The organism is Streptomyces sp. PH9007 (assembly GCF_059813725.1).
Window position 1 is genome coordinate 6,065,360 of record NZ_CM187440.1, and the last position, 25,231, is coordinate 6,090,590.

Consider the following 25,231-nt stretch of genomic DNA (forward strand, 5'->3'; position numbering starts at 1 on the left):
GTACGGTGCGCCCCCGCCCCGGCGGCGCGTCGGGGGGCCGGTGTCCCCGCACCTGGAGGATGAGCCGGGGGTGACCCCACCGGCGGGGCGAGGGGTGTGATGGGCCGTACGACTGGACGGGCGGACTGTCCGCGCCCGCGGCCCGTGGGTCGTACCGGGGCGGTCCACGCGCCGTCACAGAATGCGGTGCGGGAGCGGAACCCCCGGTGACACCTCGCGACGGCCGCTGACCTCGCGGCTCTGCTCGCCCGACGCACCGCCACGGAGGAGGCAGAACAACCCTTCTGAACGTCTGCCCCGGTCCGGCCTTCGCCCGCGGGGGCCGGTGCGCGGGCCCCCGCGGACGTCTCGCCGGCTACGCGTCCGGGTACAGCGGGTCCTCGTCCGCCTCGTGCAGCAGCTCCACGACGTCCGGTTCGCCGGCCCAGGCCAGCAGATCGTCGGGCGTGACGGGCGGCGGCGTGTGGGTCGGGCCGTCGGGCCCCACCGAGAGGCCGACGTAGCTGGCGCCGAAGTAGAACTGGGCGCTCGCCCCGGCGACCTGGCGCATGTCGGGCGTCAGGCCGCGCAGGGAGACCGTCTCGCCGGTGGCGAGCTGTGCGACCCGGCAGGTCTGCGGGTCCTCCTCCGCCCGGCAGTCGCCGATGTGGCTGAGGTCGATGTCCCCAGCGCCGGCGAGGGGCCGCACGTTGAACAGGATGTCGAAGGACAGGCCGTCCTCGGTCAGGCCGCGGTAGACGTTCCCTCCTCCCTGGACGATCTGGACGGTCGTGATCTGCTCGGGCAGCAGACCGTCGAGGACGGCGGCCACACGCTGCCGGTAGTCGGTGACCCTGGCCAGTTCGTCGGCCGACAGCCCGGGATAGTCGGGTGAGGTGCCGTCATCCGGCGGTACGACGTCGTAGGTCTGTCCCGCACGGCCCTCGGTGTCCGGCGAGCCGTCGGGAGAGGGCTCGGCGGCCGGAGGGGTCGTGGGCTGCGTTTCTCCGCCCGGCGTGAGCAGGTTGAGCGGCCCGAACACCGCCGCCGCCACGGCGGCGGCCGCGCACAGGACGCCGCCGGTACGGAGGGCCCTGGCACGCGCCCGCCGTCTGGGGCCCAGGACCAGGGCGTTGGGCAGCACGTGTGCGTCCGTGTGCAGGTCCGCCACAGCGTGCTCCATGGCCGCCCGCAGCCGGGCGGCATCGTTCGTTTCGGACGCTTCTTTCATGTCCATGAGACTCCTCACGTGCTCGGCTCAGTACTCGGCGGTGATGTGCTCGGCGTCCTTCAGGCCCTCGCGCAGGCGCGTGAGCCCGCGCGTGCACTGGCTCTTGACCGTGCCGGGACGGCAGCCGAGCAGCGAGGCGACGGTGTCGACGCTCAGGTCCTCCCAGTAGCGCAGGACGACCATGGCCCGCTGCCTGGGCGGCAGTTCCCGCAGCGCGGCGAGCAGTGTCACCCGCAGCGCGGGATCGCCTGTGGGGCTCGGGTTCGCCTCCACGGTCTGCAGCCGCCGGCCGAGCAGGCGCCGCCGCTGCTCGGACAGGAACGTGCGGGTCAGCACCGTGCGCGCGTAGGCGTCGACGCTGTCCGCCCGCCCTGCCCGCTCCCAGTGCTGGAACAGCTTGACCAGGGTGGTCTGGGTCAGGTCCTGGGCGCGATACCGGTCGCCGCACAGGAGTACCGCAGTGCGGTACAGCCAGTCCTGTCTCGCTCTCGCATAGTCTTCGAACTCTTCTCTTTCGTTCATCTGCTCCCCGCCACGACGTGCCCGCGTCTCTCAACCTGTTCTGAGCAACGGGGCGGCCGAAGGGTTCAATCACGTTTCGGCAACGCCGGTGCGGGGCGTGGCGTCGGCCACCCCGGCACAACGTCAGCGGCCGGGAGGGGAAGGCCAGGAGTCACATCCAAGGTCAGCCGGAGAGCGCGCTGCCCTTGAGCTCAAGGCCACTCCGGCGTTTGCTTCTCGCAGGGCGGTGCTCTCACCGGTGCTGGTGCCTTCCGGGAAAGTCCGGCCGACCCATCGGGTCAGTTGGTTCACCACGGACTTGTGTTCCCGGCCGGTGAACTCCGACCCGGCCCGGCGTCACCCGGGCTGCGTGTGCGGACAGAAAGGAGATCGCTTCTTGAGGGTGACAGGCGGCGCGTCCAGACGGCCATGACGCGAAGTGCCGAGCCGATCCGGAGGATTGCTCCCGGACGCTTCCGGGTGGATCGCCTTACCGCGCCGCCACTCCCCGGAGGTGATATGGGTGATATCTACCGCAAGCTCTCTTTTGGTTCCTCCGCGCTACCCAACGCACCGAAATGCAACCGTCAGTTGTTCCCCAACGCCATGACGGGGACACCGCCCGTCGGTGTGTGTTCCCGATCGAGTGGCACGCGCTTCGGTATCCTCCCGTGCGGGTCATCGGAGGTCATTTACCCAAAGATTGCTGGTCAGTTGACCTCAGGGTTTCGTGATAGCGTCCTTGTTCGGAGGGACTGTACAACCTGAAAGGGAAAACGTGAACACGGAGAAGATCGCCGCTCGCCGCCTCTCGCTGGAAGAGGTGACGAAGCTCGGCGTGAAGGACAGGATCTTCGTTTCCGCCGACACGGCAGAACTCAAGCTTCCCGACTGCTATGTCCCTGCTTTTCTGACGAAGTCCGGTGAGGATTTCGAGGGCGGCTCGATCACGGCGCGAACCGTATTCCAGGAAGAGGTCTCCTGCCTTCCTGACGACGAGAATGAAGCCGGAATCTACGTGGCCGACGAGAACGGCTCGGCGACCATCGAGGTTCTCCAGTCCGCCGGTGTCGTGCTGGATCTGGCACTTTTCGTCCCCGGTGGGGACAAGGGGGCCATCACGGCCCTTTACGCAGCTGCCCGGCAGGCGTTCGGCGCCGACGTCGTGCAGATCTGGCGCCAGGGCCTCAAGGAGGTTCCCGACGTGAAGGTCGACATCTTCGAGGAGCAGATTCCCCGAGGGCGCAAGGGGGGCGACAGCACCAAGCGTGACCGTCGCGCGATCGACACCTACCCGACCCGTGCGGACTTCATCGAGTTCTCCGCGGGGTGGAAGCCGGTCGTTGAGGTGCACCGGCCGGTTGTTGACGACACCCCGACCATCTGAGGCGGCGTCGCCTCCCGGTCTCGGCCTGAGGACGTAGTCGACCGACGTCCACTTCGTCCTCGGGCGAGACCGAGGAGCGTCGGTGCTCCGCGGCGTCACGCGCATCGCGGCGACGCCCGGAGGCCCCGGGCTGTGGCCGCGGAGCACCGTGGATCCCCAGGCCGGATGGGCGGATGGCCTGGGGGAGTGCTCCGCGAAGCATTCGCCCCCCGCCCGATCTGCCGCGATCCCGACCACCTCGGGGGCCTCTCTCCCGCGCCGTGCCGGGGGCGGAGATCTGTGTGACCACCGTAAGCGGCGACTTCGGCCTGGTTACGGTCCAGAAGTACTCGTCGGCCGACTCGCCCAGCGCGTATGTGACGGTCGATCTGACCGTGTGGCGCGGCGGCGCGCAGACCGGCTGACCGGGGCACCACCGAGAGTGCCCGGAGCTCACCCTCGGGTGATGGCCGTACACCGAGTATGCCTCGCGCAGCAGGCCCGGGTCGGCCTGCCCGTGGCGGACCACGGTGACCAGGGTGTCCGCCAGTTCCAGTGGCTGGCCGCGGTGCCGGGCCAGGGCCACCGCCTCCGCCGCGGCGGCCGGGTTGCGGTGCGCCATGGAGGTGGCGATCAGATGGCACAGCCGGCTGCGTTCGGTGCCGGTCAGCTCCGCGACCCGGGCAACCTCCCGCGCACAGCGCCTGGCCGCCGCCGGGTCGCCCGTGTTCAGCCCCACCTCGGTCCTGCGCAGCCACAGTTCGTCGGCGGGTTCTTCGGTCAGTCGCGTTGTCCGCGAGCGCGCAGTGCTGCCCAGTGGCGTAGGCGCTCGGTGATCTGGGCTTCGTAGCCGTTGCGGGTGGGCTCGTAGTACGTCTCGTGGTCCATGCCGTCGGGGAAGTAGTCGGCGCCGGAGAATCCGTCGGTGGTGTCGGGGTCGTACTGGTAGTCCTTGCCATAGCCGAGGTCCTTCATCAGCCGGGTGGGGGCGTTGAGGATGTGGGCAGGCGGCATGAGGGATCCGGTGCGGCGGGCGGCTCTGTGTGCGGCGTTGAAGCCGCGGTGGACGGCGATGGATTTGGGTGCGGTGGCGAGGTAGACGACGGCTTGGCCGATCGCCAGCTCACCTTCGGGGGAGCCGAGCCGTTCGTAGACGTCCCAGGCGGTGAGGGCCTGCTGGACGGCGTGCGGGTCGGCGATGCCGATGTCCTCGTTCGCGAAGCGGACCAGGCGGCGGGCGACGAACAGGGGGTCCTCGCCGCCGTCGAGCATGCGGACGAGCCAGTACAGGGCCGCGTCCGGGTCGGAGCCGCGCATCGACTTGTGGAGCGCCGAGATCAGGTTGTAGTGGCCCTCCTGCGATTTGTCGTACAGCGGGGCGCGCTGCTGGATGTGATGGGCGAGCCCGGCCGCGTCCAGGGTGATCTCGGAGTCGGGGAGGGACTGGAGCTGCTCGGCCATGTTGAGGAGGTAGCGACCGTCGCCGTCGGCCATCGCGATCAGGGCGCGGCGGGCGTCGTCGTCGAGGGGCAGGCGGTGGCCGGTGAGGTGTTCGGCGCGGTCGAGGAGTGTGGACAGGGCGGCTTCGTCGAGGCGTTTGAGGAGGAGGACCTGGGTGCGGGAGAGGAGGGCGCCGTTGAGTTCGAAGCTCGGGTTCTCCGTGGTGGCGCCGATCAGGGTGATCGTGCCGTCCTCGACGTAGGGGAGGAAGCTGTCCTGCTGGGCGCGGTTGAAGCGGTGGATCTCGTCGACGAACAGCAGGGTGCCCTGGCCGATGCCGCGCCGGCGTTGCGCGGCGGCGAAGACCTTACGCAGGTCGGCCACGCCGGAGAAGGTGGCCGACACCGGTTCGAAGGCCAGGCTGCCGGCGTGGGCGAGGAGCCGGGCAATGGTTGTCTTCCCGACACCGGGCGGGCCCCACAGGATGGCGGAGGAGAGGCGCTGCTGGGCGACCATGCGGCCCAGCGGGGCGTCCGGGGCCAGGAGGTGGTCCTGGCCGACAATGTCTTCCAGCCGGGTGGGGCGCAGGCGGTCGGCGAGCGGCCGGGCGGGCTCCTGGTCGAAGAGCGGCAAGGTCGGTTCCATCGGTCTCTCAGCTGGTGGGAGGCGGGCGGGTGCCTGGTACGGGATCCTGGCGAGCGAGGGCTCAGTCGCGGGCGGGGACGTTCTGGGCGCTCATCGCGCGCGGGGGCGGGCGTGTCGCGGCAGCCGCTCGACGACCAGGTCGTAGGAGTCCTCGACCGCGTCGGCGACCAGCCGTTCGGTGATGCCGGGCCCCGGCCCGAGCGAAATCCAGTGCCGTTTGTCGAGATAACGGCCCGGGGTGATCGAGGCATGGCCGTGCACACGGGCCCGGGCGTGTTCGGGTTCGCACTTGACCGTGATGATCTGCTCGTCCGGGTCGTCGGTGACGATCAGGAACACCTTGCCCGCGACCTTGTACACGTCGAGTCCGGGGGTGAAGGGGCGGCCGTGGCTGACGCCGGGCAGGGAGTGGGCCGTCTGTCGGGCGGTGTCCTGGAGCCGGTCGCCGGCCGCGCTCACCGGGATGCCCGCGTGGCGCCGGCGTAGGTGTTCGGGTCGACGGGCTGCTCGGCCTTGGGCAGGTGGGCGACGACCAGCAGATAGGAGTCGGTGACGAGTTCCCCGACGAGCTTCTTGTCGACGCCGTCCCCGCCTTCCAGAGTGATCCAGTGCTTCTTGTTCATGTGGTAGCCGGGGGTGATGTGTCTGTACTGATCCCTGAGGGCGAGAGCCTCGCCGGGGTCCGCCTTGAGGATCACGACGGGACGCCCGGGGACCTCGGTCATCAGCATGAACACCTTTCCGCGCACCTTGAAGACCTCCCAATCGGGGCCGAAGGGATGCACCAGCTGGGCGCCGGGAAGTTCCTCCGCGCAGTCGGCGGCGGTTTTCTGCAGGGTCGGTCCGTTCATGGGCGGTGGGCCTCCTCGGGGATGACGGCTCAGCGGCGTCGGCAGACTCGGTGGGCAGCCGCGTGGTCGCTGCGGCACACCCCATCCTCTCCCCGGAAGCCGACAAAAAGGACAGTAGGCTGCGGACATATGATGGTCGATAAACGACACCCCAGGCAGGGCGGACAGCCCGGGCCGGCTGCGGTCCCGCTGTACGGTTTCCAGCCCCCGGTCGGCACCCCGAACGGGCTGGAGGTGAGTACGGTCGAGGACTTCTTCGCCCAGCACGACGACTGGCCGTGGAACCCGCCACGCCCGGGCCGCGCCACTTTCCACTACCTCATCGCGGTCACCGAGGGCGTACTGCGGCACGATGTCGACCACCTCACGCGAACCGTCGCCCCGGGCCAGTGGCTGTGGGTGCGCCCTGGGCACACGCAGTGCTGGCATCCGCCCGGCACCGCCCGCGGCCCGTTCGTCCTGTTCGAGCCGGGGGTGCTGACGGCCGGCACCGCCCGCCTGCTGGCCCCGCTCGCCTCGCACCAGGCCCCCGCCGTCCTCAGCCCTCACCCCGATGACGCCCCCTGGCTCCACCGGACCGCGCTCCAGCTCCTCGATGAACACCGGGCCCTCGGGCGCCGTCCCCTCGACGTCCACCACGCCCTGCGGCGCAGCCTCCTCGAATCGCTGCTGCTGCGCCTCGCCAACGCCCCCGGCACCACTTCCACCGGCGCGGCGACGGCCGGCCCGGGCCGCCGTGACACCTACGGGCGGTTCGCAGACGCCCTGGAGCTGCACTTCCACGAACTGCACCGGGCCGCCGACTACGCCGAACTGCTCGGCTGTTCGGTCCGCACCCTCAGCCGCGCCGCCGGGGAGGCCACCGGCAAGGGAGTGCGTGAGCTCATCGACGAGCGGCGCCTGCTCGAAGCCAGACGCTTGCTGGGGGAGGCCCGGTGGGATGCCCGTTCCGTGGCCGCCCACCTCGGCTTCACCGATCCCGCGAACTTCGGCCGCTTCTTCCGCGACCGCACCGGTCTCACCCCAGGAGCGTTCGCGGCCCGCGACGCCACGACCGGCCCGGGAGCGGAGCGCGGCGCCTGAGTACGCGCTCAGTCCTCCAGGACGACGACGTGCTTGCCCGGGGTGGCGCCCGACTCGGTGCCGGCCTGGGCGTCGCTCACCTGTTCCAGACCGTGGAAGACCTTGGCGACCGGGACCCTGAGGCGCCCTTTGGCGATGGCCTGGAGCTGGCGGGCGAAGACATCGGTCGGCAGATCGGTGGCCTCACCCGCGTAACTGGTCAGCCGCACCCCGACGGGGATCATGAACGGCGTGAAGTCGGGGATCGACCACTGCCCCGCCAGAGCGCCGGTGAAGCAGACGGTGCCGTGGCGGCGGACGGCCTGGAGGGTGTCGGCGAGGACCGAGCAGCCCACCAGTTCCAGTGCGGCGTCGACGCCGTCCGGCATCAGTGCGCGCACCTGGTCGGCGAGAGTGCCGTCGTCGACCAGGGGGTGGTCGACGCCCGCGTCCCGCAGCCGGCCGGCCCGGTCCGGTCTGCGGGTGGTGGACAGCACGGTGGCTCCGAGGTCCTTCGCGATCGTGGCCGCGCTCAGCCCGACCGTGGAGGTGCCGCCGCGAATCAGCAGCGTCTGCCCGGCCCGCAGGCCGAGGCCGGTGGTCAAGGAGCCGTACGCGGTCTGGAACATTTCCGGCAGAGCGCCCACCACGTCCCACGGCAGGCTCGTCTGGAACGGGATGACCTGCCCGGCCGGGACGGTCACGTACTGGGCGTAGGCACCGTCGTAGGAGCGGCCCATGCCGCCCATCATGGTCGCGACCGGCTGTCCCAGGTGCAGCCCGCTCTCCTCGTCGGCCTCGTCGACCACGCCGACGCCCTCGATGCCGGGGATGCGCGGGTAGGTGACCTCCGGGTCCGACTCTCCCTTGCGGGTGGTGACCTCGGACTCGTTGACACCGAACGCCTTCACTCTGATCCGCACCCAGCCGGGCTTGCGGACGGGGACCGGTACGTCCCTGATCTCCAGGGCCTCCAGGCTGCCGTGCCGGGTGACGACGACGGCGCGCATCGTCGCGGGTGTGGCGCCGTCGGCTGTTGTGGGGTGGTTCATGCCACGCTCCTTGTCGTGTTCGTTCGCCCCCCCGCGTGTGAAGGTGGAGCCGGGTGGGGCTCCTGGCGCAGACACCGGCTGCCCACGTCGGTCCTGACCGGCGACCGGCGACTGTCAGGGGCGGTCGATGCCCTCGAAGAGGTCAAGGACAGCCTGGTAGTGCTCGGTGGCATCGAGAGAAAGGTTGCCGACGCTTCCCGAGTAGGAGGCGCGGACCTCGGCCGGGGTTCGGGCATCCCTGTCGTAGGTGTCGACGATCTGCTGGGCGCGGCCACGGGGGATGCGCCATCCGGCGATTTCGTCGACGACGGCCTCGATGGTGTGCGGGTCGAACCGGTCGAGGTCGTTCGTCACCCACCAGCCCATCTCGTCGCCGGCCACGCTCAGCAGGATGTCCACTCCCCGATGTGTATGTGATACCACGTCCGACACCAGCATCGCGCTGTTCCCGCACTCATCCTGTGTGGAGGATTACTGCCCTTCGAGGATGCCGGGTGTGTCGTGCAGAACGACGCTCTGTTCCAGCGGGACCCGTCCCATGCGGAAGTTGTTGGCCGGTGCGGCCCGGTCGGCGGTGCCGAAGGAGATGCCGAACAGCAGCTGGAGTTCCGAGGGAACGCCCAGGAACGCGCGGACGGTGTCGGCGTAGAACCCGAGCATGGTCTGCGGGATGCCGTCAAGGCCGCGGGACGTCAGGGAGAGCAGGAAGTTCTGGGCGTACATGCCGATGTCCCCGGCTGCCCGGACTCCGTCGCCGAAGGCCGGCATGAACAGGAAGGCGGCGTGCGGGGCGCCGAAGAACCGCAGGTTCTCGCGGGCCGCTGCTTTCCTGGCGTCCCGGTCCGAGCGCGGGATGCCCACGGCCTGGTACAGGGTCGCGGCATGGTGGTGGGCCCGGTCGAGATAGGTGCCTTCACCGAAGTCGGCGTAGTCGAAGGTGAAGTCGTAGGAGAACCGCTCCTCCTCATCGGCCCGCAGCAGTTCCTTGCTCAGCGCGTCGCGTGCCGCGCCCGAGACGACGTGCACCTTCCACGGCTGGGTGTTGCAGTTCGACGGTGCGGTCTGTGCGTCCTCCAGCACTCCGCGGAGGTCCGCGGGTGAGAGCGGGGTGGGCAGGAACGCTCGGGGGGAGCCCCGGGAGCGCACGAGGTCGGTAAAAGGTATGGCTGGGGTGGTGGGCAAGGTGAGTCCTTCCGGATTCCTCGTTGAGGTTGCGCCGCGTGGGGGTGCCGCGCCGGGGGACGGGATGGGGGAAGGGCGCGGGCATGGCCGAGCGGCGTGTCGGCTTTCCGGTGTGGCGGTGGGGGTTCAGAAGGTGCGCTCGGCGACCGTCACCCGCTTGGCCGCTTGCAGTGCGGTGCGCAGTGCGTCGGCGGACAGGGGCGCGGCGGGGCTCTGGAGCATGGCCTCCGGGGCGGTGGCGGGGTCGGCGAGGTAGATCTGGGTGTAAGCGCCGGATTCGGGTTCGAAGCGCCAGGAATCGGCGAGAGTCCCGGCGTCGACCGTGTCGAAGCCGAGCCGGTGGATCAGCTGTGCTGCCTCGGTCTTCGCGGCGGGGTCGTCGCCGGCGACGGGCAGGGTGGTGCGCCCGGTGACGCCGGCGGGCCGGGCGAGCTGGGGGATGTGGTGGGCCATGATGTTGTTGAAGGCTTTCACCAGCCGGGCGCCGGGCAGCCACTGCTGGGCCAGTTCGCTCGTGGTCATCTCCGCGGAGTCGAGTTCGGGCAGGCGGCCGTCGCGGTGGGGGTAGTAGTTGCCGGTGTCCAGCACAAGCCGGCCTTGCAGCAGCCCGGCGGGCAGCTGCGGATACGCGGTGAGCGGGATGCTGAGCAGGGTCGTCTTCCCGGCCCGGGCGGCCTGCTCCACGGTGCCGGCGGTCGCTCGCGGCCCGAGTTCCTCGACGAGACCCGCCAGGCTCTGCGGGCCGCGAGAGTTGGCGATCACCACATCGATGCCCGCTGCGGTCGCCAGTCGTGCGACGGCACTGCCGATATTTCCGCTTCCGATGATTCCCAGAGTCGACATCGCTGTTCTGGCCTTTCTGTGTCGGGGTGGTCGCCCGGGGGCGGAGCCGGGCGAACGGTCGTGGCGTGCCGGAGCGGCTGCCGTCCGCCGTGCTTCGGGCTGAAGAGGTCACGGTCGGTGGAGAGACGGATTCGATGTGGCACGCAGTCAATGGACGAAACAGTAACTCAATATGGTACTCCGTTCCAGTTCAAGTCTGTGTACACTCGTGGCATGGCCGACCCCGCGAAGAACTCACCCGCCGCGCCGCCCGAGCGCGCCTCGCTGCGTGAGCGGACGCGTGCCGCGATGCGCGCGGAGGTCAGCGAGGTCGCCTTCCGGCTCTTCGCCGAGCAGGGCTTCGAGAACACCACCGTGGAGCAGATCGCCGGTGAGGCCGGCCTGTCGCGCACCACGTTCTTCCGCTACTTCGGCACCAAGGAAGAAGTCGTGCTCGGCAGGGTCGGCGAGTACGGCCGGCAGGTTGCCGACGCCCTCGCCGCCCGTCCCGCCGAGGAACGCCCTTGGGACGCGCTGCGCCGCGCCTTCGACGTGATCACCGAGGCTGGGCCCGGCAGGCCCGGAACGCCCACGGACGTGATCCGCCTGCTCGGTGACGCCTGCGCGTTGATGACGCGGCACTGGGAGAAGACCCAGGGCTGGCAGAGCATGATCGCCCCGGAAGTCTCCCGCCGGCTCGGCGGCCCTGCCCCGGTCATCGACATGCGGGCGAACGCGCTCACCGCGGCGGCGATCTCCTGCCTGGACGCGGCCACCGACGCCTGGACGGCCACCGGCGGTACCGCGTCCCTGTCGGACCTCGCGGATCAGGCGATGGGAGTCCTGCGCGAACCGGGCGACGCGAGCGGATAGCTCCACCAGGCGCCCGGCGGCCCCGCGCGCCGCACACCTGCCGCCACAGTGCACTGCCCCAAGGGGGCAGCCGTCCGTCGGATTCCACAGGCTTGGCGGTAGCTGGTCGAGGGCCTGGCCGAGCTGGTGACCGGAGCTCTCCGGGGTCGCCGCGTGGGGCCACACCGCTGAAGTCTGGGGCCCGTTACGTCGGCCACCGCGACCAGGCTCTCATGCTGAGGTCGGCGGCGCGCCGCCGCGTATCCGGGAAAAAAATTGGTCCTGCCCTATGTCATTGGAACGATGATGACACGGCCCATCCCAGCACCCATTGATGTCCGCCAAGCCCGCACGATGACTCGCCTCGTGATCAAGGCAGCCATGTGCGACGCCGTCATACTCGCGATCGGAATCCAGCTCGGCTACGCCAACCTGCAGATGTATGCCGTGCTGTTCGCCGAGATGCTCATGCTCGGAGGCGGCATCGCCGGGCTGCTCCTCGGCAGTCCGGTTCTCACCTTCACCGCAGCCGCCACGAGCCTCATGCTGATCGGAGCCCACTGGCTCAACTGATCCGCCGCGGCAGCCCACACCCGTCCGGCCCCGCCCCCGGGAGGGGCAGTCGTGCGCAGCCATGGGAACCCGGCCGACAGCCCGCCGCGGCTCGGATGAGCGTCAGCAGGCCGTGCGTGCTGCCGCTGAAGCATGGCCTCGCTCAGGGACTCCGGGAAGCGGTGCGGCGCCATGACCGTAGTGTCGGCACACAGGGTTGTTCCTAGCCGCCGCTTGAGTTGCGCCCTCCTTGAGGCCCGCTGCGCGGCAGGCCTGGCAGGGGCCCCTTGTTTCACAGCGGTGGCCGCGGCCGGATCACGGTCGTCCGCCGCCTACGTCGCCGAGCCGAGGGCTGCGGCGGTGAGGGCTTCGACGGCACCTTCGCCGGTACCCACCTGTGAGACACCGCTCTGCAGTCGCCGGCTCCCTGAATCGGTCAGGTGCAGGGAGCCGCGAGGTGTCATGACCTGTCCGGCTGGCAGCGCGCGACGCTGCGCATCAGTCCCTCAAGGTCGCGTTCGCCGGCCGGTGTTTGTGCCCCGTCCTGCAGGCCCCCGCTGATCAGGTGCTGGGCGGCCGGCAGACTGAACGTAGAGGACCAAGCGTCGTTCTCGCGGAGGAGTCCTTCCGTGAAGTCGTCGGCGGGCAGCGCGTGCTTGGCTGCTTCGATGACCCCGTCGGGCAGCGCGGCGATGTTGTGGGCGATACGGTCGACGTACTCGTCGAGCTCGTCGCCCGGCAGGGCCCGGTTGATCCATCCGTAGGACGCTGCGGTCTCGGCATCGAACAAGTCGGCGGTGAGGATCACTTCCAGTGCCCGGTTGCGACCCACGCGGTCCCGGAGGTACTGCGTTCCGCCTCCGCCGGGGACGATGCCCATGAGTGCTTCGATCTGACCGAGGCCAGCGGTCTCGATGGCGGCGAATGTCATGTCCGCTGCGGCCACGAATTCCGCTCCACCCCCGCGGGCCTTCCCGGCGAGCTTCACGATGGTCACCTGGGGCTGATGGCGGATCAGCTCACCGATCGCCTGGAACACGTTGACGTCGGCCGGCGCGGATGCGGCGAGCTCCTGGAGGACGTCCATCTCTTCTGCGACATGCATGTCGACGTGAGCAATGAAGAATTCCGGGTCGGCGCTCGAGAAGACGATCACGCGGACGGAAGTATCGTCCTTGAGGTCCGTCAGTACCGTCCGCAGCTCGCGCATCATCGTCGTTCCGAGCGCGTTCACCGGGGGATTGTCGAGGACGATCCGGGCGACGCCGTGTTCGCTGCTCACGCGCAGGGTTGAGTAGGCATCGTTCGTCATGAGGTTCTCCATCGGTTACCGCTGGGCATGTAGGTTTGCAATGCATACCTACCGTCGGCGACGGCGCCCAGATGGTCAAGAACGCACTTTGGGAGCACCTAGGATCATGAAGGACACCGGTCTGCATGGCGTTGACGCTGAAACACGGACGGTTTTCCGGGCGGACTGCCCCAGTCGGCCGATCCTCGACCAGATAGCGGACAAGTGGTCGATGATGGTGATGGCGCTGCTGGAGCGGCCCACCCGGTTCAATGAACTGAAGCGTGGTCTGGAAGGCATCACGCAACGTGTCCTCACCCAGACACTGCGCCGTCTTGAGCGCAACGGCATGATTCGGCGCACGGTGCTGGCGACCTCGCCGGTCGGCGTCGAGTACTCGCTCACGCCCCTGGGCGAGTCCCTGCGCGAGCCGTTCGGCCAGCTCTACGACTGGACCGTCGAGCACAGCGGAGAGATCCAGAACTGCCAGCGGGCGTACGACACCAGGGCTGGCGCTCAACCGCCTGTTCCATGATGTCGATGTGCAGGTGGAGCGTAGTGGCATGGACGAGCAGGGCTCAGCTGGCCTGTGCCGGCTTTCTTGTCCAGCCGGGGTGGCGCCCTTCCGGGCGAGGCGCCTGGTCATGAGGGTGATGGCAGCCCAGGTGATCAGCGTCTCGGAGGCTGGACGGGCCGTTCATAGTCCCCGGCATGGCGACGCGCGCATCATCCACGCGAGGCTGCGTTCGACGACCCACCGACGGATGGCAGTACGACGCCCTCGCCGCCGGCCTCGACCTCCATGCCCCCCGGGGCCGGACGCCTCCTCATCATCTCCAACTTCCTTCACCGCCTCACCTCCCGGCCACGCATCTGTCGCCGGCGCGGTCCTGCACGAAACGCATGTGACCGGACTCCAGGCATCGTTCCTCAGCTACCTCAGGACCTGCCGTTGCCCAGTAGGGCCGGACGGGGGGATCGCCTGGGTGGTCAGACGCGTGGGCCGAGGAACAGGCCACCGCTCGCGTCGATGAACCTGACCGGTGATCCACCGGGCGGCGTCGGAGGCGAGGAAGGCGATCACGTCGGCTACGTCGTCGGGTCCGCCCAGCCGGTCGAGCGCCGTTATACCGGTGATCTTTTCGGCGAGGCCCGGCACCTCGAAGACGGCTCCGTTGGCCGCCGTCCTGGTGGCTCCGGGGGCGACCGCGTTCTCGATGATGACGTACGGCGCCCCCACGTTCACCGCGAAGAGGTGGTCGAACTTTGCCCGGTCGTCGCGCCGAGAGGGCCGGCCGGTGCGGCAGCCGCGTTGTTGACCAGGATGTCGAGCGGTCGGCCGGCCAGGCCAGCCTCGACACCGGCGAAAAGGGTCTCGACATCACCGTCCACGCCGAGTTCGGCCCGGCCGGCGAGGGCGGTCCCGCCGGCGCGCTCGCCGACGCGGCCACGGCCGTGACCGGTGGCGACGGCGGCGGACCGGCGGCGAGCGAGCGTTTCCTGTCGGACTGCCTCCGGCTTGCCGGAACCTGATGGGATGCGGCTTCCCACAACGCCGATGCTGACGGGCGGCGACGACGCGTCTTCCTCCGGGGGCTCCTGTGCTGCCGAGCAGAACTGGGACGGCTTCCGCGCCTTACTGGGCCTCGACAGAGGCGATCACCTGGGCGGTCACCGGCTACCCGGTCCGCTACAGGGAAACCGGCCCTGGCGAAGGCCGGGATCATTCCCCCCAAGGCCGAGGGAGCGAAGCTTTGCCAATGGGCAGCGGCGCCCAAGGGTGGCTTTCATGTGCTCCGGCACACCTACGCTTCCGTGATGCCGGAAAGCGGGTGAGACCGTGGTCACGCTCGCCCGGTGGCTGGGTCACTCGTCGCCGGCCATCACGTTGGAGCACTGTGCGCACGTCATGCCGGAGGCCGGCAACAGGGGACGCGGCGCGGTCGATGCGCTCTTCTGGCGGGCCGAGAGGGTCCGGTGCTCGCGGCTGAACTTCCCGGATACTCCCCAGCTGAGATCGGGGTGGGCAGCCGGGGCGGACGGGTCCGCGGAGCACCGTGGACCCCCAGGCCGGATGGGCCGATAGCCTGGGGGAATGCTCCGCGAAACGTTCGCCACCCGCTATGTCACCCCCTTGCGGGAGGGGGGATCGCTGCCCGGGATCGTCGAAGCCGACGACCTCGGCACCTATGTCATGTAGTTCCCGGGGGAAGGCCGCTGACCTGCGATTATCGCCACGGGCAGACTCCTGAACTGGGGAAACGCTACTTTCGAGAGCTTTCCGTGGCGCACGGTTTTGTGCGGCTGGGACTCCCCACGGACTCCCCGGGGGGCGTGGTTCTCCCCAGAGACTCCCCAGGGGAGTGCATGTGAGAGTGCTCGCGCAAGTGGTGCGATGGCTTAGCAGGCGCGGATAGTGGCCCGATCTGCCTGTTGAAGCCACAGCAGCTACATGGCCGTGAGTGCCTTCGCCCCTGGGCGGGCCATGAGCATCTCCAGCTTACTGATCCTTGCTTTCTCTTGGAGGCCGTATCAGCGCGGCGGTGGTGCTGGAGTCCATCTCGATGCCTGAGGTGAACACGCTCACCCGCCGGTTGAGGATGGCGTCCCGAAACTCCCTGATGACGATCCCCGGAGAACTGTCCCTGACGCCGATACCAAGAGCGCGGCGGAAGCGGCCGAGTAACTGCCGGCCCGCAGGATCGAGCGGCGCCTGGCCGCCCATCAGGGCGGCCCCGGCGGGGTGAGGACCGTGATCGGCTGGCCGATCCTCCGGGGGCTGCGACCACTGTGATGACGGCCTACGCCTGGACACCGACTCCGAGTGCCTGGCCTGCCGCGAGCACATCGAAGACCTGCGGGCCCTTCGCCGGTCGGTGACGGACGCCGTGCAGGCCGACATGCCCGGCGCCAGCCGAGACGAGCTGGGCGCTGAGATCAGCCGACGCCTGCCCCAGGCAGCTGAAGCCGCAGCCTGCGAAGACGTGGCCCGGTGCCCACGGGCCGCCGCGCGCCACGCCGCCGCCGACCACGTCGCTGCGGTAGCCCGCACTCGGACCGCTCAGGGCACGGACATATGACCCCGCAAGCGGACGCTTCACCAGTCGGGATCCCATTGATCTGCGCATGACGCATCCGCACCAGTCCGCGTACGTGTACGTCGGCAACGCGGCCACGTACCTTGTTGACCCCAGCGGCATGGATGGTTGTCCTCCTGGTTCGCTCCCGGTGACAGGGGGCGTGTGCACGAATCCAGGCGCGATCGGATCCGATCCATCGCCTGTCGAAGTTGGGCTGGATTGGCTCTCGGGTCTGGGCCCCAGCACCCAGCTCTTCGGCCCGGGCAGCCGCATGGTCGAAGAACTCAAGCGTGACTACTCCATGACTGTCATACGGGGCAGGGTCTCTGGCAAGATTGCTCAGGGTAAGCAGAGGGGCAGCGAGCCTTACAACGTCCTAGCCGAAGAAGGTTCCGCGCGCTTTGTGAAGGATGCACTTGCTGTCTTGACCCAGGGGAAGACAGCACATCTTAAATCTGCGCGAACCGGTGGACTGCACGGTAGTCTCACCGCGCTGTACCTCGGCTCCTATGTGGCAAAGTGGCGTGTGAGTGAGATGCGCAACAGTCCATGGGAAGCAGGTGCCGAGTTTGAGGTAGTCAACGACACGATTGTGGATTCCCTTATTCATCCGCCGATCCCTGCACTCCGAGACATCTGGGATGAATGTGGCATCGGTGAGGCAATAAATGGTTTCATGGACTGGGTCAATGGGCCAATGGGCCAATGGCCACAAAGTCCCAGATCCTTCGCTGGTCGGAATGAGTTCCCATTGTCATCTGAGTGGGAAACTCTTTCCGAATGAAAGATGACTTCGAGGTAACCCATGTTACTCGCGCGCAGGACAAGGATCGGCTGGCATCGGCGAACAATAGTGTTTGGTCTGCTCGCCGCAATAATTGCCGGAATCGTGTCCGTACTGATCCTGGCGCGGTGGACGATGGAGCGGACAGAGCTCATCGGCCTGGGAACCCGGGACCGCGGCTGTGGTATGGGTGAGTGGGTCACCGGGGTCTCGCAGACTGACGTGGCAGGTCAGTACACCGGCGATATGTATGGTCGGATGACATTGGAAGAAGATGGCACCGCTCACATATCAGATTTTCCTGTCCTCGGCTGGGAGATCGACCGCGAATTCGACATGGTGACAACATCGGGAACATGGCGCCTTATCGCGAGAAATAGCGAGAGGCAACTCGTGGACCTGACTTTCGACATGCCCAATGAATTGGGAGGCGAAAAGACAGGGGAAACCCTGGAGATCGGCAGCCATGCGAACGGATTTCAGCTGTTCCAATATATCGGAGATCCGGATTCCTGCCATTTGAATATCTTCAATGAAGGGTAGGAACTTGCCGCGCTTCTGAGATTAGAAGCACTGTTCCGCAGCATCTGAGGCGGCCGGTGGAGCCAGCAAGACTCCACCGGCCGTTTTGTGTACAGATTCTCATGGTGCTGCAAGGAATTGAGATCCAGGAACTCCCAAGGCGGCCTCTCCTGAGCTCCCAGCCATCAGGCCACAGGTGTTCCGCACCGGTAGGGCTTTCGCCGACTCAGCCGATTCCTGGGACCGCATGCTCCCCTCAACGAGACCAGCTCCGTTGTTGTTGGGGGGAAATTGGCCGCCGGGCGACCTGAATCATCTGCTTGCCACCGCTGGCCTTCTGCTGGATTCGGTGCTGCTCGGGTAGCCCCACCATCGCCCGTTTCCCTCTCCTGTGTCAGGTGCGGTCGCCGGCGAGACCTGGTCGATGTTCCCGTCACCGCGGGCGGTTTGCCGGATGTCTTCGTGGGCCGGGCCGCGTCGGCGCGTGCCGGTGTCCTGGTTGCCGGCGGTTTGCCGGATGGTGCCTCCGCGGCTGCGGGCGGTCTGCCTCAGGCTGCGGTCATTCGGCGCCGATCAGGTGCCAGCGGTCGCCGAGTACCTGCGGGTCGGCGGCGGGCGGGATCGATACGGCGATCTCTCCCGTGTGATGGGTGATCAGAGGGTTGCGCGGGGTGGAGTTGTAGTGCGCGGACGACTCACCGGGGATGACGTCGCCGTTTACAGCTGTCAGGGTCTCACTATGGGCGACTGTGGCCACCACCACAGTGCCGCCGTCCTCGGTTCGCAGTGACCAGGTGTGCTCGTGGAGGGGGGTGGTGGCGGTGTATCGGGCGAGCAGCAGCGGGTCCTCGGTGCTGCGCCGGTCCAGGATGTTTTGACCGACGGGTGTGGTGGTCAGGGGTGCTCCGGGGCCTTCGCCTCCGGTTTCCCACAGGTCCTCGTAGGCTGCGGCGGCGTCCTGGGGCAGGAGTTCACCGGCGGAGTCATCGGCCGGCGCGGCCTGGGCCAGGCCGTGCTCGTCGATGGCGATCGCGGGCAGCTTCTCCTTGAGAGGGACCACGGAGACGAGCAGCCAGTTCTCCCCCTCGCCCTGTTCGAACGTCAGCAGTCGCGGGTCGCCGGCGTCCGGGGCTTCGTCTGCCTGGGCCATCCACCAGGTCTCGCCGGCGGGGATGAAGACCTCGGGATTGATGTATTCCCAGTCCTCGATCGGTTCGCGGTCCGCCTCCGGACGTCCGAGGTACTGCTCCAAGTCTGCGAGGGAGCGCTGCAGCAGCGATCCGCCTTCGATCTCTTCCAGGAGGGAGGCGTCGAGGTCGCGATATGCCTGGTTGTTGGTTTGGCTGTAGGCCGTGATCACCTCCAGTGCCTGGGCCTCGGTGATAGCCCCCTGCGGTACTTCCGGGGTCTGCTCCTCGGCTGTGGCGGGGGGCGCGGAGTCGGTGGTGGTGTCCTCGCCGCCCGATGAGCAGGCGGTCAGCAAAGCCAGCGCGGCCGTTGCGCTCAGAAGTGCCGTCTTGTGCGCGAGAGGTCTCATGGTCCCCGTCCTAGATGTGCGATGAAATGGTCAACGAGCCTAGACCGGGCGTCGCAGTGTGATGACGGCAGGTGACTCCAAGGTGAGTTTGTCCAACGTTCATGCCGCAGTCGGCGGGGCAGGTCTGAGTCCGGGGCGACAGCGCCGTGGCTGGCCACGCTTACGAGTGGACAGGGCCTGGGGGAGGGTCTTCGGGCCCTGTCGGAACTGCTGTGGTTGATCACGGCCGGGCACCCCCGCTCGCGCGGGATCCTGGAGGAAGTGGGTTTCGTCGCCGCTCCCCTCGCCGCCGGCGCGGCGATCGCCGTACTGGGACCGGTGCCCGCGTACTGCGCGAGCGCCGGCGTCTACCACGCGGTCCTGGCCATCTACCTCGCCGCCGCCCGCCGCCACCAGCCCATCCCCGCCACCGCCCCGCCCCACCACACACAGCGCGCGGACCCACAGCTGGCTCGGGCCTCTCGCCCAGCCCCGCATCCTGCTGTCTCCTGTCATCCAGCCGCTCACGCAGTCTGGCCATCTTGTCTCGGGTGGCGTCCAGCCGGAACTAAGGCGGGCAGCTCCAGGACCAGCGCTGCCCGCTTACTCTTCTCCGCCTCAGATACCGGGCCCCGGGGATGCTGGGTGGGGTCGGCCTGGGGGATTGCAGCGGTTCGCTGCACCGGCGGCCGACGCCCCGCCGCTGAGCTTGGCAAGGGGCTTGATCGAGCGCGAGAAGAAGAGCTCCAGGCCGCACGAGCCGCCAACTGTTCAGCTGACTTAACACACCACCTGAACGGGAAGGGGCGACTAACTGAGGCTGCTCCGGCAGAATGATTGGCAGTCCAACGGAGCCTCCGCGAAGTCGGGCAGCCTCAGGCGGTTTCATCCAGCGTGCTGATCATGAAGGTGCATGAGTCGGCCTTGTGCTGCGGGACACTCTCGGCGTCCAGATGGGTGTACCGGTCCACATACGAGATGACGTGCCGGTACCCCAGCCGCCAGTACAGCGCTGCCGCACGGACGTTGTCCTGCCGCACCCCTATGCCCAGGTGCCGCACCCCGCGCTCCCGCGCCCGGACCTCGGCCGTGCGGATGAAACTCGTTCCGATCCCCTGTGAACGCAGTGACGCTGGCCACACGAAAAGTCCGTTAATCTCCGGGCAATTCCCCACGGCTGCCCGGACCTCGGGAGCCTCGCACCCGTCCCAGCGCACCTCGCATGTCCCGACCGGGCGCCCATCCTGCCATGCGACCAGGTACGAACCGAGTCCCGCGCGCTGCCTTGCGTACCGCTGTTCATGATTCGCCGTCACCGACTCCGACGGTAGGACGACGTCGAGCACCGCCACATCCGCCTCCCGACAATCGGCGATCCGCACCATCTCGCCCACCCCCTCGTGCCAGCCCGCGCAATCATCGTAGGCCTTCTCCGCGGACCCCTCTGCTGTCCTGCCCCCTCCGCCACGGCAAGGGAGTCCGTGGCTCGAGCCCGCGCGAGCGGATGGTCCCCCTGATCAACGGCGCCGACCGCACGCAGCGATGGTTCATCGAGGATGTATGGGGCCAGTTCGACGACGACCACACCCGCCCCGGTGCCCCGCTGTTCCCCTCCGAACGCAGATGCGCCGACGGCTTCTCGGGCCGGGTCGGCGACGATGCCCTGCGCGGTGGGCTCAAGGCCGCGGCCATGGCGCATCTGCCGACGTGGGGCGACAAGCTCACCCCGCACGTCCTGCGGCACTTCTGCGCGTCCGAGCTCTACCTCGGCGGACTCGACCTGATCGCGATTCAGGAAGTCCTCGGACACTCCTGGATCGCCACGACCATGCGATACGTCCACGTCCAGCAGACCCGGGTCGAGGACGTCTGGGTGGCCGGACAGCAGCGGGCCGCGAAGCGGCTGGAAGGACTTCTGCGATGAAGTGGAACCTGCGGTTGACCGGGGCAGCCATGTCATGTGGCTGAAAGGTGTTGAGCAAGTGCTGCCCGAACCGAGGAGATCCGGGATCATGAAGCATGCTCCCGGATGACTGGCGCCTCACCCAAGACGTTGACGACTTCCTTGCCCGAGCCGGGGGCTTCCTGCGCTCGCGCCCCGCCCTGCACAACACGCCGCTGACGGACATCGAGAAACTGCGGATACGCAGGCCGGACGCACACGGACCCGTCAACGCCGTCTTCGGCTGGCTGGAGGCCGGAGGCGAGGTCCATGCGGTCTTCTATCTCACTTCGCGCGGCTGCCTGGGCCTCACTCCCCTCTCTGTCGAGCAGACCGACGCCCTCGCCGCCCATCTGACTGTCCTCGGTCACTCGCCCGCCAACGTCATCGCGGACCACGACACCGCCACCGCATTCGCCGACTCCTGGCAGCGGCACACGGGCGCGGCGCCAGCACTCTTCTGGCGGACGCATCTCTACCGTCTCGGCACACCCACTCCGCCGCAGCCGCACCCGGAGGGCCGGGGCCGTCTCACGGACGGGACAGACCGCGAACACGTCGTGCGCTGGTGCCGTGAGTTCTGCGTCGACGTCGGGGAGCAGTCCTCCATCGACTTGATCGACGCTGGCTCCTGGGACGACTCACGCTTCGGCGACCGGCACTTCACCTTCTGGCAGACCCCGGACGGAACCCCCGTCTCGATGGCAGCCGCGACCCCGGTCATCGGCGGCATGGTCCGGATCGACCCCGTCTACACCCCGGCCCACCTCCGGGGCCGCGGCTACGCGGGCGCTGTGACGGTCGAGGCGAGCCGGGCAGCGCTGGCCGCGGGCGCGACGGACGTCGTCCTGTTCACGGATCCGGACAACCCCACCAGCAACGCCCTCTACCGGCGCATTGGGTATGTCCACGTCGCCGACTTCGCCGGGTACAAGTTCTCCTGAAGCGCACCACAAGCCGGGTGAGGGCGTGATCGGCGCAGCAACCTGCTGAACAGCCCGCCACGCTCCGCCCCGAACACCCGGTGCCGGCCACGCGCCACGGCGGTCGACGCCCGTGACCCGGAGCCGGGGGTGGGGATCATCGCGGTGGGCTGCGCCCACCCGGGGGGCTGTTCCTGGTACATAGCCGGGCGCGGCCGGGCGGTGGACGCACCGGGGCGACATCCCGTGGAAGCTCATATTGCGGCACTGGCTGCTGGCCAGTTGAACAAGTTTCGGGGCCGGCATCACTGTCTGTGCCATCTGCCACCGCGCCAGCCCAACTCCTCCTGAACCGGGCCCGTCACTCGGCCTCATCCGCAGAACCAGCTGCGCTGACCTCAGCCTGAATGCGTGCGAGCTCGCCGCGGGTGGTGAGGGTGTGGGGGTGGTCGGGTCCGAGGATGCGTTCGCGGTCGGTGAGGACCCGTTCGCCGAGTTCGAGGGCCTCCTCGATGCGTCCGGCATCGCGGTAGCAGTATGCGCACGTCATGCCGGAGGCCGGCAACAGGGGACGCGGCGCGGTCGATGCGCTCTTCTGGCGGGCCGAGAGGGTCCGGTGCTCGCGGCTGAACTTCCCGGATACTCCCCAGCTGAGATCGGGGTGGGCAGCCGGGGCGGACGGGTCCGCGGAGCACCGTGGACCCCCAGGCCGGATGGGCCGATAGCCTGGGGGAATGCTCCGCGAAACGTTCGCCACCCGCTATGTCACCCCCTTGCGGGAGGGGGGATCGCTGCCCGGGATCGTCGAAGCCGACGACCTGGGCACCTATGTCACGAAGTTCACCGGCGCCGGCCAGGGCCGCAAGACGCTGGTCGCCGAGGTGATCTGCGGCGAGCTGGCCCGCCGGCTCGGACTGCGGGTGCCCGAGCTGGTGCGCATGGAGCTGGATCCGGTGATCGGGCGGGCCGAACCCGACCAGGAGGTCCAGGAACTGCTGAAGGCCAGCGGCGGACTCAATCTCGGCATGGACTTTCTGCCCGGGTCGCTCGGCTTCGACCCGCTCGCCTACCGGGTGGACCCGGCCGAGGCCGGCCGGGTGGTGTGGTTCGACGCCCTCATCGGCAACGTCGACCGTTCCTGGCGCAATCCCAATCTGCTGGTGTGGCACGGTGACCTGTGGCTGATCGACCACGGCGCCGCCCTGATCTGGCACCACAACTGGCCCACCGCGAGCCGCTGGGCCGAGCGCCCCTACGACGCCTCCGACCACGCCCTGGCCCCGTTCGGGCCGCGTGTCGCCGAGGCCGCCGCCGCGCTGGCCCCGCGGGTGACCGCCGAACTGCTGGCCGAGGTCACCGCCCTGGTCCCCGACGCCTGGCTGGCCGGGGAGCCCGGTTTCGACACCCCCGACGCGGTGCGCGCCGCCTACCGCGAGGTGCTGGCCGCCCGGGCCCGTAGCATCCATGAACACATCACCGTGGGCCCGCCCACCGCCGACAAGCCCTCCCAGGCCCCTGGCTGGCTGACCGGCGGCCTGTCCCTCACCACCCACAGCACCCAGGACGATGCCCGATGAACCACACCCCGGCGCGGCAGCGCGAGGTCTTCGAGTACGCGCTGCTGCGGGTCGTTCCCCGGGTGGAACGCGGTGAGTGCGTCAACGCCGGTGTGCTGCTGTACTCCCAGGCCCACTCCTTCCTGGCCGCCCGCACCCATCTGGACCCGCAGCGGCTGCGCGCCCTCGACCCCGATGTCGACCTGACCGGGGTACAGGCGGCGTTGCGGGCCGCCGAGCGGGTCTGCGACGGGGGCAGCACCGCGGGGCAGGCGGCCGGGGACGGCCCGGGCCGGCGGTTCCGCTGGCTGGTCGCGCCGCGCAGCACCGTCGTCCAGCCGGGGCCCGTGCACAGCGGGCTGACGGCCGACCCGGCGGCCGAACTGGAAAGGCTGCTGGCGACGCTGGTGCGCTGAACACCGGCGACACGCCGTTGACAGGCCGGTGGCCGACTTCTAGCGTCGCCTCGGCCACCACTCGACGGCGAGGAGACGCAGCATGTCCACCACTCAGCAGCGGGTCGCGATCGTCACCGGAGCGGCCAGGGGCATCGGCGCCGCCACCGCGCTGCGGCTCGCCGCCCAGGGCCGCGCCGTCGGGGTGCTCGACCTGGACCCCGATGCCTGCCGGGAGACGGTGGAGAAGATCACCGACGGCGGCGGCACCGCGCTCGCCGTCGGCTGCGACGTCTCGGACACCGACCAGGTGCGGGACGTCGTGCGGCAGGTGGCGGCCGAACTCGGCCCGCCGCTGGTGCTGGTCAACAACGCCGGGGTGCTGCGTGACAACCTGCTGTTCAAGATGGACGAGACGGACTGGGACACCGTCATCGGCGTCCATCTGCGCGGCGCCTTCCTCATGTCGCGGGCCTGCCAGTCGTACATGGTGGAGGCGGGCTTCGGGCGGATCGTCAGCCTCTCCTCGTCCTCGGCGCTCGGCAACCGCGGCCAGGCCAACTACGCCGCCGCCAAGGCGGGGCTCCAGGGCTTCACCAAGACCCTCGCCAAGGAACTGGGCAAGTTCGGCATCACCGCGAACGCGGTGGCGCCCGGCTTCATCGTCACCGACATGACCGCCGCCACCGCCGCCCGGGTCGGCGTCGGCTTCGACGACTTCCAGGAGGCGGCGGCCGCGAAGACGGCGGTGGGACGGGTCGGCGCCCCCGAGGACGTGGCCCGCGCCATCGCCTTCTTCACCGCGGACGAGGCCGGATTCGTCTCGGGACAGGTGCTGTACGTGGCGGGCGGGCCGCTGAACTGAGCCGGGCGGGCCGCCGGTTGTCAGTGCCACCGGGTACGTTCGTGCGCGAACCAACTCTTTGGCGCACCATCGGAGGTCGCGACGTGATCGGCATGCTGCCCGCATCCTGGCAGGGCCCGCTCGGCGAGGAACTCGGCAAGCCCTACTTCAAGGAGCTCACCGAGTTCGTCGAGGAGGAGCGGGCCCGGGGCCCGGTGTTCCCGCCCCGCGAGGAGGTCTTCGCGGCACTGGAGGCCACCCCGTACGACCGGGTGAAGGTGCTGATCCTGGGCCAGGACCCGTACCACGGGAAGGGCCAGGGGCACGGGCTGTGCTTCTCGGTCCGCCCCGGGGTGAAGACCCCGCCCTCGCTGCGCAACATCTACAAGGAGATGCACAGCGAGCTGGGCCACCCCATCCCCGACAACGGCTATCTGATGCCGTGGGCCCAGCAGGGTGTGCTGCTGCTCAACGCGGTGCTGACGGTGCGCGAGGGCGAGGCCAACTCGCACAAGGGCAAGGGCTGGGAGACCTTCACGGACGCGGTGATCCGCGCCGTCGACGCCCGTCCCGACCCCGCCGTCTTCGTGCTGTGGGGGAATTACGCCAAGAAGAAGCTGCCCCTGATCGACACCGAGCGGCACGTCGTGGTGCAGGGGGCGCACCCCTCCCCGCTGTCCGCCAAGAAGTTCTACGGCTCCCGCCCCTTCACCCAGATCAACGAGGCCGTCGCCGCGCAGGGCCACACCCCGATCGACTGGCGCATCCCGGACCTGGCGGCGCCCGCCTCCTGACCGGGGGAGCCCGGGAAAACCCTTCGACATGCCAGGGCCCAACGGGCCA

General features: G+C 69.0%; 29 protein-coding genes and 2 pseudogenes. 16 read left to right on the forward strand and 15 right to left on the reverse strand.

The annotated features are described in order from the left end of the window. Positions 1-355: 355 nt before the first annotated feature. Positions 356-1,210 (reverse strand): hypothetical protein, encoded by an 855-nt coding sequence (locus ACTFAP_RS27670; protein ID WP_495682848.1) that lies wholly within the window; start codon positions 1,208-1,210, stop codon positions 356-358. Between the two features lie 27 nt (positions 1,211-1,237). Further along, positions 1,238-1,732 (reverse strand): SigE family RNA polymerase sigma factor, encoded by a 495-nt coding sequence (locus ACTFAP_RS27675; protein ID WP_436977575.1) that lies wholly within the window; start codon positions 1,730-1,732, stop codon positions 1,238-1,240. A gap of 757 nt (positions 1,733-2,489) precedes the next feature. Between ACTFAP_RS27675 and ACTFAP_RS27680 the strand changes: the two genes are divergently transcribed. Beyond that, entirely contained in the window at positions 2,490-3,098 is a 609-nt protein-coding gene (locus tag ACTFAP_RS27680; RefSeq protein WP_400008931.1) for a hypothetical protein, read from the forward strand. A gap of 281 nt (positions 3,099-3,379) precedes the next feature. Further along, positions 3,380-3,502: a hypothetical protein gene (locus tag ACTFAP_RS27685; protein ID WP_495682849.1), complete on the forward strand. Its 123-nt coding sequence runs from the start codon at positions 3,380-3,382 to the stop codon at positions 3,500-3,502. A gap of 355 nt (positions 3,503-3,857) precedes the next feature. Here ACTFAP_RS27685 and ACTFAP_RS27690 read toward each other — a convergent pair whose 3' ends face one another. From ACTFAP_RS27690 to ACTFAP_RS27700, 3 genes are all read right to left on the reverse strand, one after another. Beyond that, on the reverse strand, positions 3,858-5,162 hold the full coding sequence (locus tag ACTFAP_RS27690; protein ID WP_500467727.1) for a replication-associated recombination protein A: 1,305 nt from the start codon (positions 5,160-5,162) through the stop codon (positions 3,858-3,860). Positions 5,163-5,252: 90 nt separating this feature from the next. Continuing rightward, on the reverse strand, positions 5,253-5,621 hold the full coding sequence (locus ACTFAP_RS27695) for an MmcQ/YjbR family DNA-binding protein (RefSeq protein WP_495682851.1): 369 nt from the start codon (positions 5,619-5,621) through the stop codon (positions 5,253-5,255). Then, positions 5,618-6,013 carry an MmcQ/YjbR family DNA-binding protein gene (locus ACTFAP_RS27700; RefSeq protein ID WP_500467728.1) on the reverse strand — a complete coding sequence of 132 codons (396 nt, stop codon included), beginning with the start codon at positions 6,011-6,013 and terminating at the stop codon, positions 5,618-5,620. Before ACTFAP_RS27700 ends, ACTFAP_RS27695 begins: the two co-directional genes overlap by 4 nt. Positions 6,014-6,142: 129 nt before the next feature. Between ACTFAP_RS27700 and ACTFAP_RS27705 the strand changes: the two genes are divergently transcribed. Then, a complete protein-coding gene (locus ACTFAP_RS27705; RefSeq protein WP_500467729.1) occupies positions 6,143-7,096 on the forward strand; it encodes a helix-turn-helix domain-containing protein in 954 nt (317 codons plus the stop codon). Positions 7,097-7,104: 8 nt separating this feature from the next. On the opposite strand, the gene ACTFAP_RS27710 is transcribed toward ACTFAP_RS27705, so the two are convergent. The 4 genes and pseudogenes from ACTFAP_RS27710 to ACTFAP_RS27725 all read right to left on the reverse strand — a co-directional run. After that, a complete protein-coding gene (locus tag ACTFAP_RS27710) occupies positions 7,105-8,127 on the reverse strand; it encodes an alcohol dehydrogenase catalytic domain-containing protein (RefSeq protein WP_500467730.1) in 1,023 nt (340 codons plus the stop codon). Between the two features lie 114 nt (positions 8,128-8,241). Further along, positions 8,242-8,526 (reverse strand): hypothetical protein, encoded by a 285-nt coding sequence (locus tag ACTFAP_RS27715; RefSeq protein ID WP_495682854.1) that lies wholly within the window; start codon positions 8,524-8,526, stop codon positions 8,242-8,244. 72 nt (positions 8,527-8,598) lie between these two features. Continuing rightward, complete coding sequence (locus tag ACTFAP_RS27720; protein ID WP_500467731.1) at positions 8,599-9,273, reverse strand: nitroreductase; 675 nt, start codon at positions 9,271-9,273, stop codon at positions 8,599-8,601. Positions 9,274-9,435: 162 nt separating this feature from the next. Next, a pseudogene (locus tag ACTFAP_RS27725) lies at positions 9,436-10,167 on the reverse strand (NADPH-dependent F420 reductase); the annotation flags it as partial. A gap of 198 nt (positions 10,168-10,365) precedes the next feature. On the opposite strand from ACTFAP_RS27725, the gene ACTFAP_RS27730 reads away from it, so the two are divergent. Beyond that, the gene (locus ACTFAP_RS27730) at positions 10,366-11,004 is read left to right on the forward strand and encodes a TetR family transcriptional regulator (RefSeq protein ID WP_495682856.1); all 639 of its coding nucleotides are present in this window, start codon (positions 10,366-10,368) and stop codon (positions 11,002-11,004) included. A 333-nt stretch (positions 11,005-11,337) separates the two neighbouring features. Further along, on the forward strand, positions 11,338-11,556 hold the full coding sequence (locus ACTFAP_RS27735; protein WP_500467732.1) for a hypothetical protein: 219 nt from the start codon (positions 11,338-11,340) through the stop codon (positions 11,554-11,556). Between the two features lie 439 nt (positions 11,557-11,995). Here ACTFAP_RS27735 and ACTFAP_RS27740 read toward each other — a convergent pair whose 3' ends face one another. Then, entirely contained in the window at positions 11,996-12,847 is an 852-nt protein-coding gene (locus tag ACTFAP_RS27740) for an enoyl-CoA hydratase/isomerase family protein (RefSeq protein ID WP_500467733.1), read from the reverse strand. 106 nt (positions 12,848-12,953) lie between these two features. On the opposite strand from ACTFAP_RS27740, the gene ACTFAP_RS27745 reads away from it, so the two are divergent. Then, complete coding sequence (locus ACTFAP_RS27745; RefSeq protein WP_495682859.1) at positions 12,954-13,361, forward strand: winged helix-turn-helix transcriptional regulator; 408 nt, start codon at positions 12,954-12,956, stop codon at positions 13,359-13,361. A gap of 399 nt (positions 13,362-13,760) precedes the next feature. Here ACTFAP_RS27745 and ACTFAP_RS27750 read toward each other — a convergent pair whose 3' ends face one another. Further along, positions 13,761-14,072, reverse strand: coding sequence for an SDR family oxidoreductase (locus ACTFAP_RS27750; RefSeq protein ID WP_495682860.1), 312 nt, complete (start codon positions 14,070-14,072; stop codon positions 13,761-13,763). 20 nt (positions 14,073-14,092) lie between these two features. On the opposite strand from ACTFAP_RS27750, the gene ACTFAP_RS27755 reads away from it, so the two are divergent. Both ACTFAP_RS27755 and ACTFAP_RS27760 read left to right on the forward strand, forming a co-directional pair. Further along, the gene (locus tag ACTFAP_RS27755; protein WP_495682861.1) at positions 14,093-14,359 is read left to right on the forward strand and encodes a hypothetical protein; all 267 of its coding nucleotides are present in this window, start codon (positions 14,093-14,095) and stop codon (positions 14,357-14,359) included. Between the two features lie 562 nt (positions 14,360-14,921). Continuing rightward, a pseudogene (locus ACTFAP_RS27760) lies at positions 14,922-15,023 on the forward strand (HipA family kinase); the annotation flags it as partial. A 604-nt stretch (positions 15,024-15,627) separates the two neighbouring features. Here ACTFAP_RS27760 and ACTFAP_RS27765 read toward each other — a convergent pair. Beyond that, on the reverse strand, positions 15,628-15,927 hold the full coding sequence (locus ACTFAP_RS27765) for a hypothetical protein (protein ID WP_500467734.1): 300 nt from the start codon (positions 15,925-15,927) through the stop codon (positions 15,628-15,630). A 19-nt stretch (positions 15,928-15,946) separates the two neighbouring features. Here ACTFAP_RS27765 and ACTFAP_RS27770 point away from each other — a divergent pair, with 19 nt between their 5' ends. Beyond that, on the forward strand, positions 15,947-16,690 hold the full coding sequence (locus tag ACTFAP_RS27770) for a hypothetical protein (RefSeq protein ID WP_500469582.1): 744 nt from the start codon (positions 15,947-15,949) through the stop codon (positions 16,688-16,690). A 105-nt stretch (positions 16,691-16,795) separates the two neighbouring features. Continuing rightward, a complete protein-coding gene (locus ACTFAP_RS27775) occupies positions 16,796-17,233 on the forward strand; it encodes a hypothetical protein (protein WP_500467735.1) in 438 nt (145 codons plus the stop codon). A gap of 538 nt (positions 17,234-17,771) precedes the next feature. On the opposite strand, the gene ACTFAP_RS27780 is transcribed toward ACTFAP_RS27775, so the two are convergent. Next, positions 17,772-18,749 carry a DUF8094 domain-containing protein gene (locus ACTFAP_RS27780; RefSeq protein WP_500467736.1) on the reverse strand — a complete coding sequence of 326 codons (978 nt, stop codon included), beginning with the start codon at positions 18,747-18,749 and terminating at the stop codon, positions 17,772-17,774. An 854-nt stretch (positions 18,750-19,603) separates the two neighbouring features. Next, positions 19,604-20,113, reverse strand: coding sequence for a GNAT family N-acetyltransferase (locus ACTFAP_RS27785; protein WP_500467737.1), 510 nt, complete (start codon positions 20,111-20,113; stop codon positions 19,604-19,606). Between the two features lie 119 nt (positions 20,114-20,232). Here ACTFAP_RS27785 and ACTFAP_RS27790 point away from each other — a divergent pair, with 119 nt between their 5' ends. Together ACTFAP_RS27790 and ACTFAP_RS27795 are read left to right on the forward strand one after the other, a co-directional pair. Continuing rightward, entirely contained in the window at positions 20,233-20,652 is a 420-nt protein-coding gene (locus ACTFAP_RS27790; RefSeq protein WP_500467738.1) for a tyrosine-type recombinase/integrase, read from the forward strand. A gap of 95 nt (positions 20,653-20,747) precedes the next feature. Next, positions 20,748-21,614: a GNAT family N-acetyltransferase gene (locus ACTFAP_RS27795; RefSeq protein ID WP_500467739.1), complete on the forward strand. Its 867-nt coding sequence runs from the start codon at positions 20,748-20,750 to the stop codon at positions 21,612-21,614. Between the two features lie 340 nt (positions 21,615-21,954). On the opposite strand, the gene ACTFAP_RS27800 is transcribed toward ACTFAP_RS27795, so the two are convergent. Then, positions 21,955-22,143 carry a tetratricopeptide repeat protein gene (locus tag ACTFAP_RS27800; RefSeq protein WP_500467740.1) on the reverse strand — a complete coding sequence of 63 codons (189 nt, stop codon included), beginning with the start codon at positions 22,141-22,143 and terminating at the stop codon, positions 21,955-21,957. Between the two features lie 184 nt (positions 22,144-22,327). Between ACTFAP_RS27800 and ACTFAP_RS27805 the strand changes: the two genes are divergently transcribed. The 4 genes from ACTFAP_RS27805 to ACTFAP_RS27820 all read left to right on the forward strand — a co-directional run bounded on the left by ACTFAP_RS27805 (position 22,328) and on the right by ACTFAP_RS27820 (position 25,182). After that, positions 22,328-23,170 carry a HipA family kinase gene (locus ACTFAP_RS27805; RefSeq protein WP_500467741.1) on the forward strand — a complete coding sequence of 281 codons (843 nt, stop codon included), beginning with the start codon at positions 22,328-22,330 and terminating at the stop codon, positions 23,168-23,170. Then, entirely contained in the window at positions 23,167-23,565 is a 399-nt protein-coding gene (locus ACTFAP_RS27810) for a DUF3037 domain-containing protein (protein ID WP_390124603.1), read from the forward strand. The genes ACTFAP_RS27805 and ACTFAP_RS27810 overlap by 4 nt, the downstream gene beginning before the upstream one ends. Before the next feature lie 82 nt (positions 23,566-23,647). Further along, a complete protein-coding gene (gene fabG / locus ACTFAP_RS27815; protein ID WP_500467742.1) occupies positions 23,648-24,409 on the forward strand; it encodes a 3-oxoacyl-ACP reductase FabG in 762 nt (253 codons plus the stop codon). A 92-nt stretch (positions 24,410-24,501) separates the two neighbouring features. Next, positions 24,502-25,182 carry a uracil-DNA glycosylase gene (locus tag ACTFAP_RS27820; protein ID WP_390124607.1) on the forward strand — a complete coding sequence of 227 codons (681 nt, stop codon included), beginning with the start codon at positions 24,502-24,504 and terminating at the stop codon, positions 25,180-25,182. Positions 25,183-25,231 lie beyond the last annotated feature (49 nt).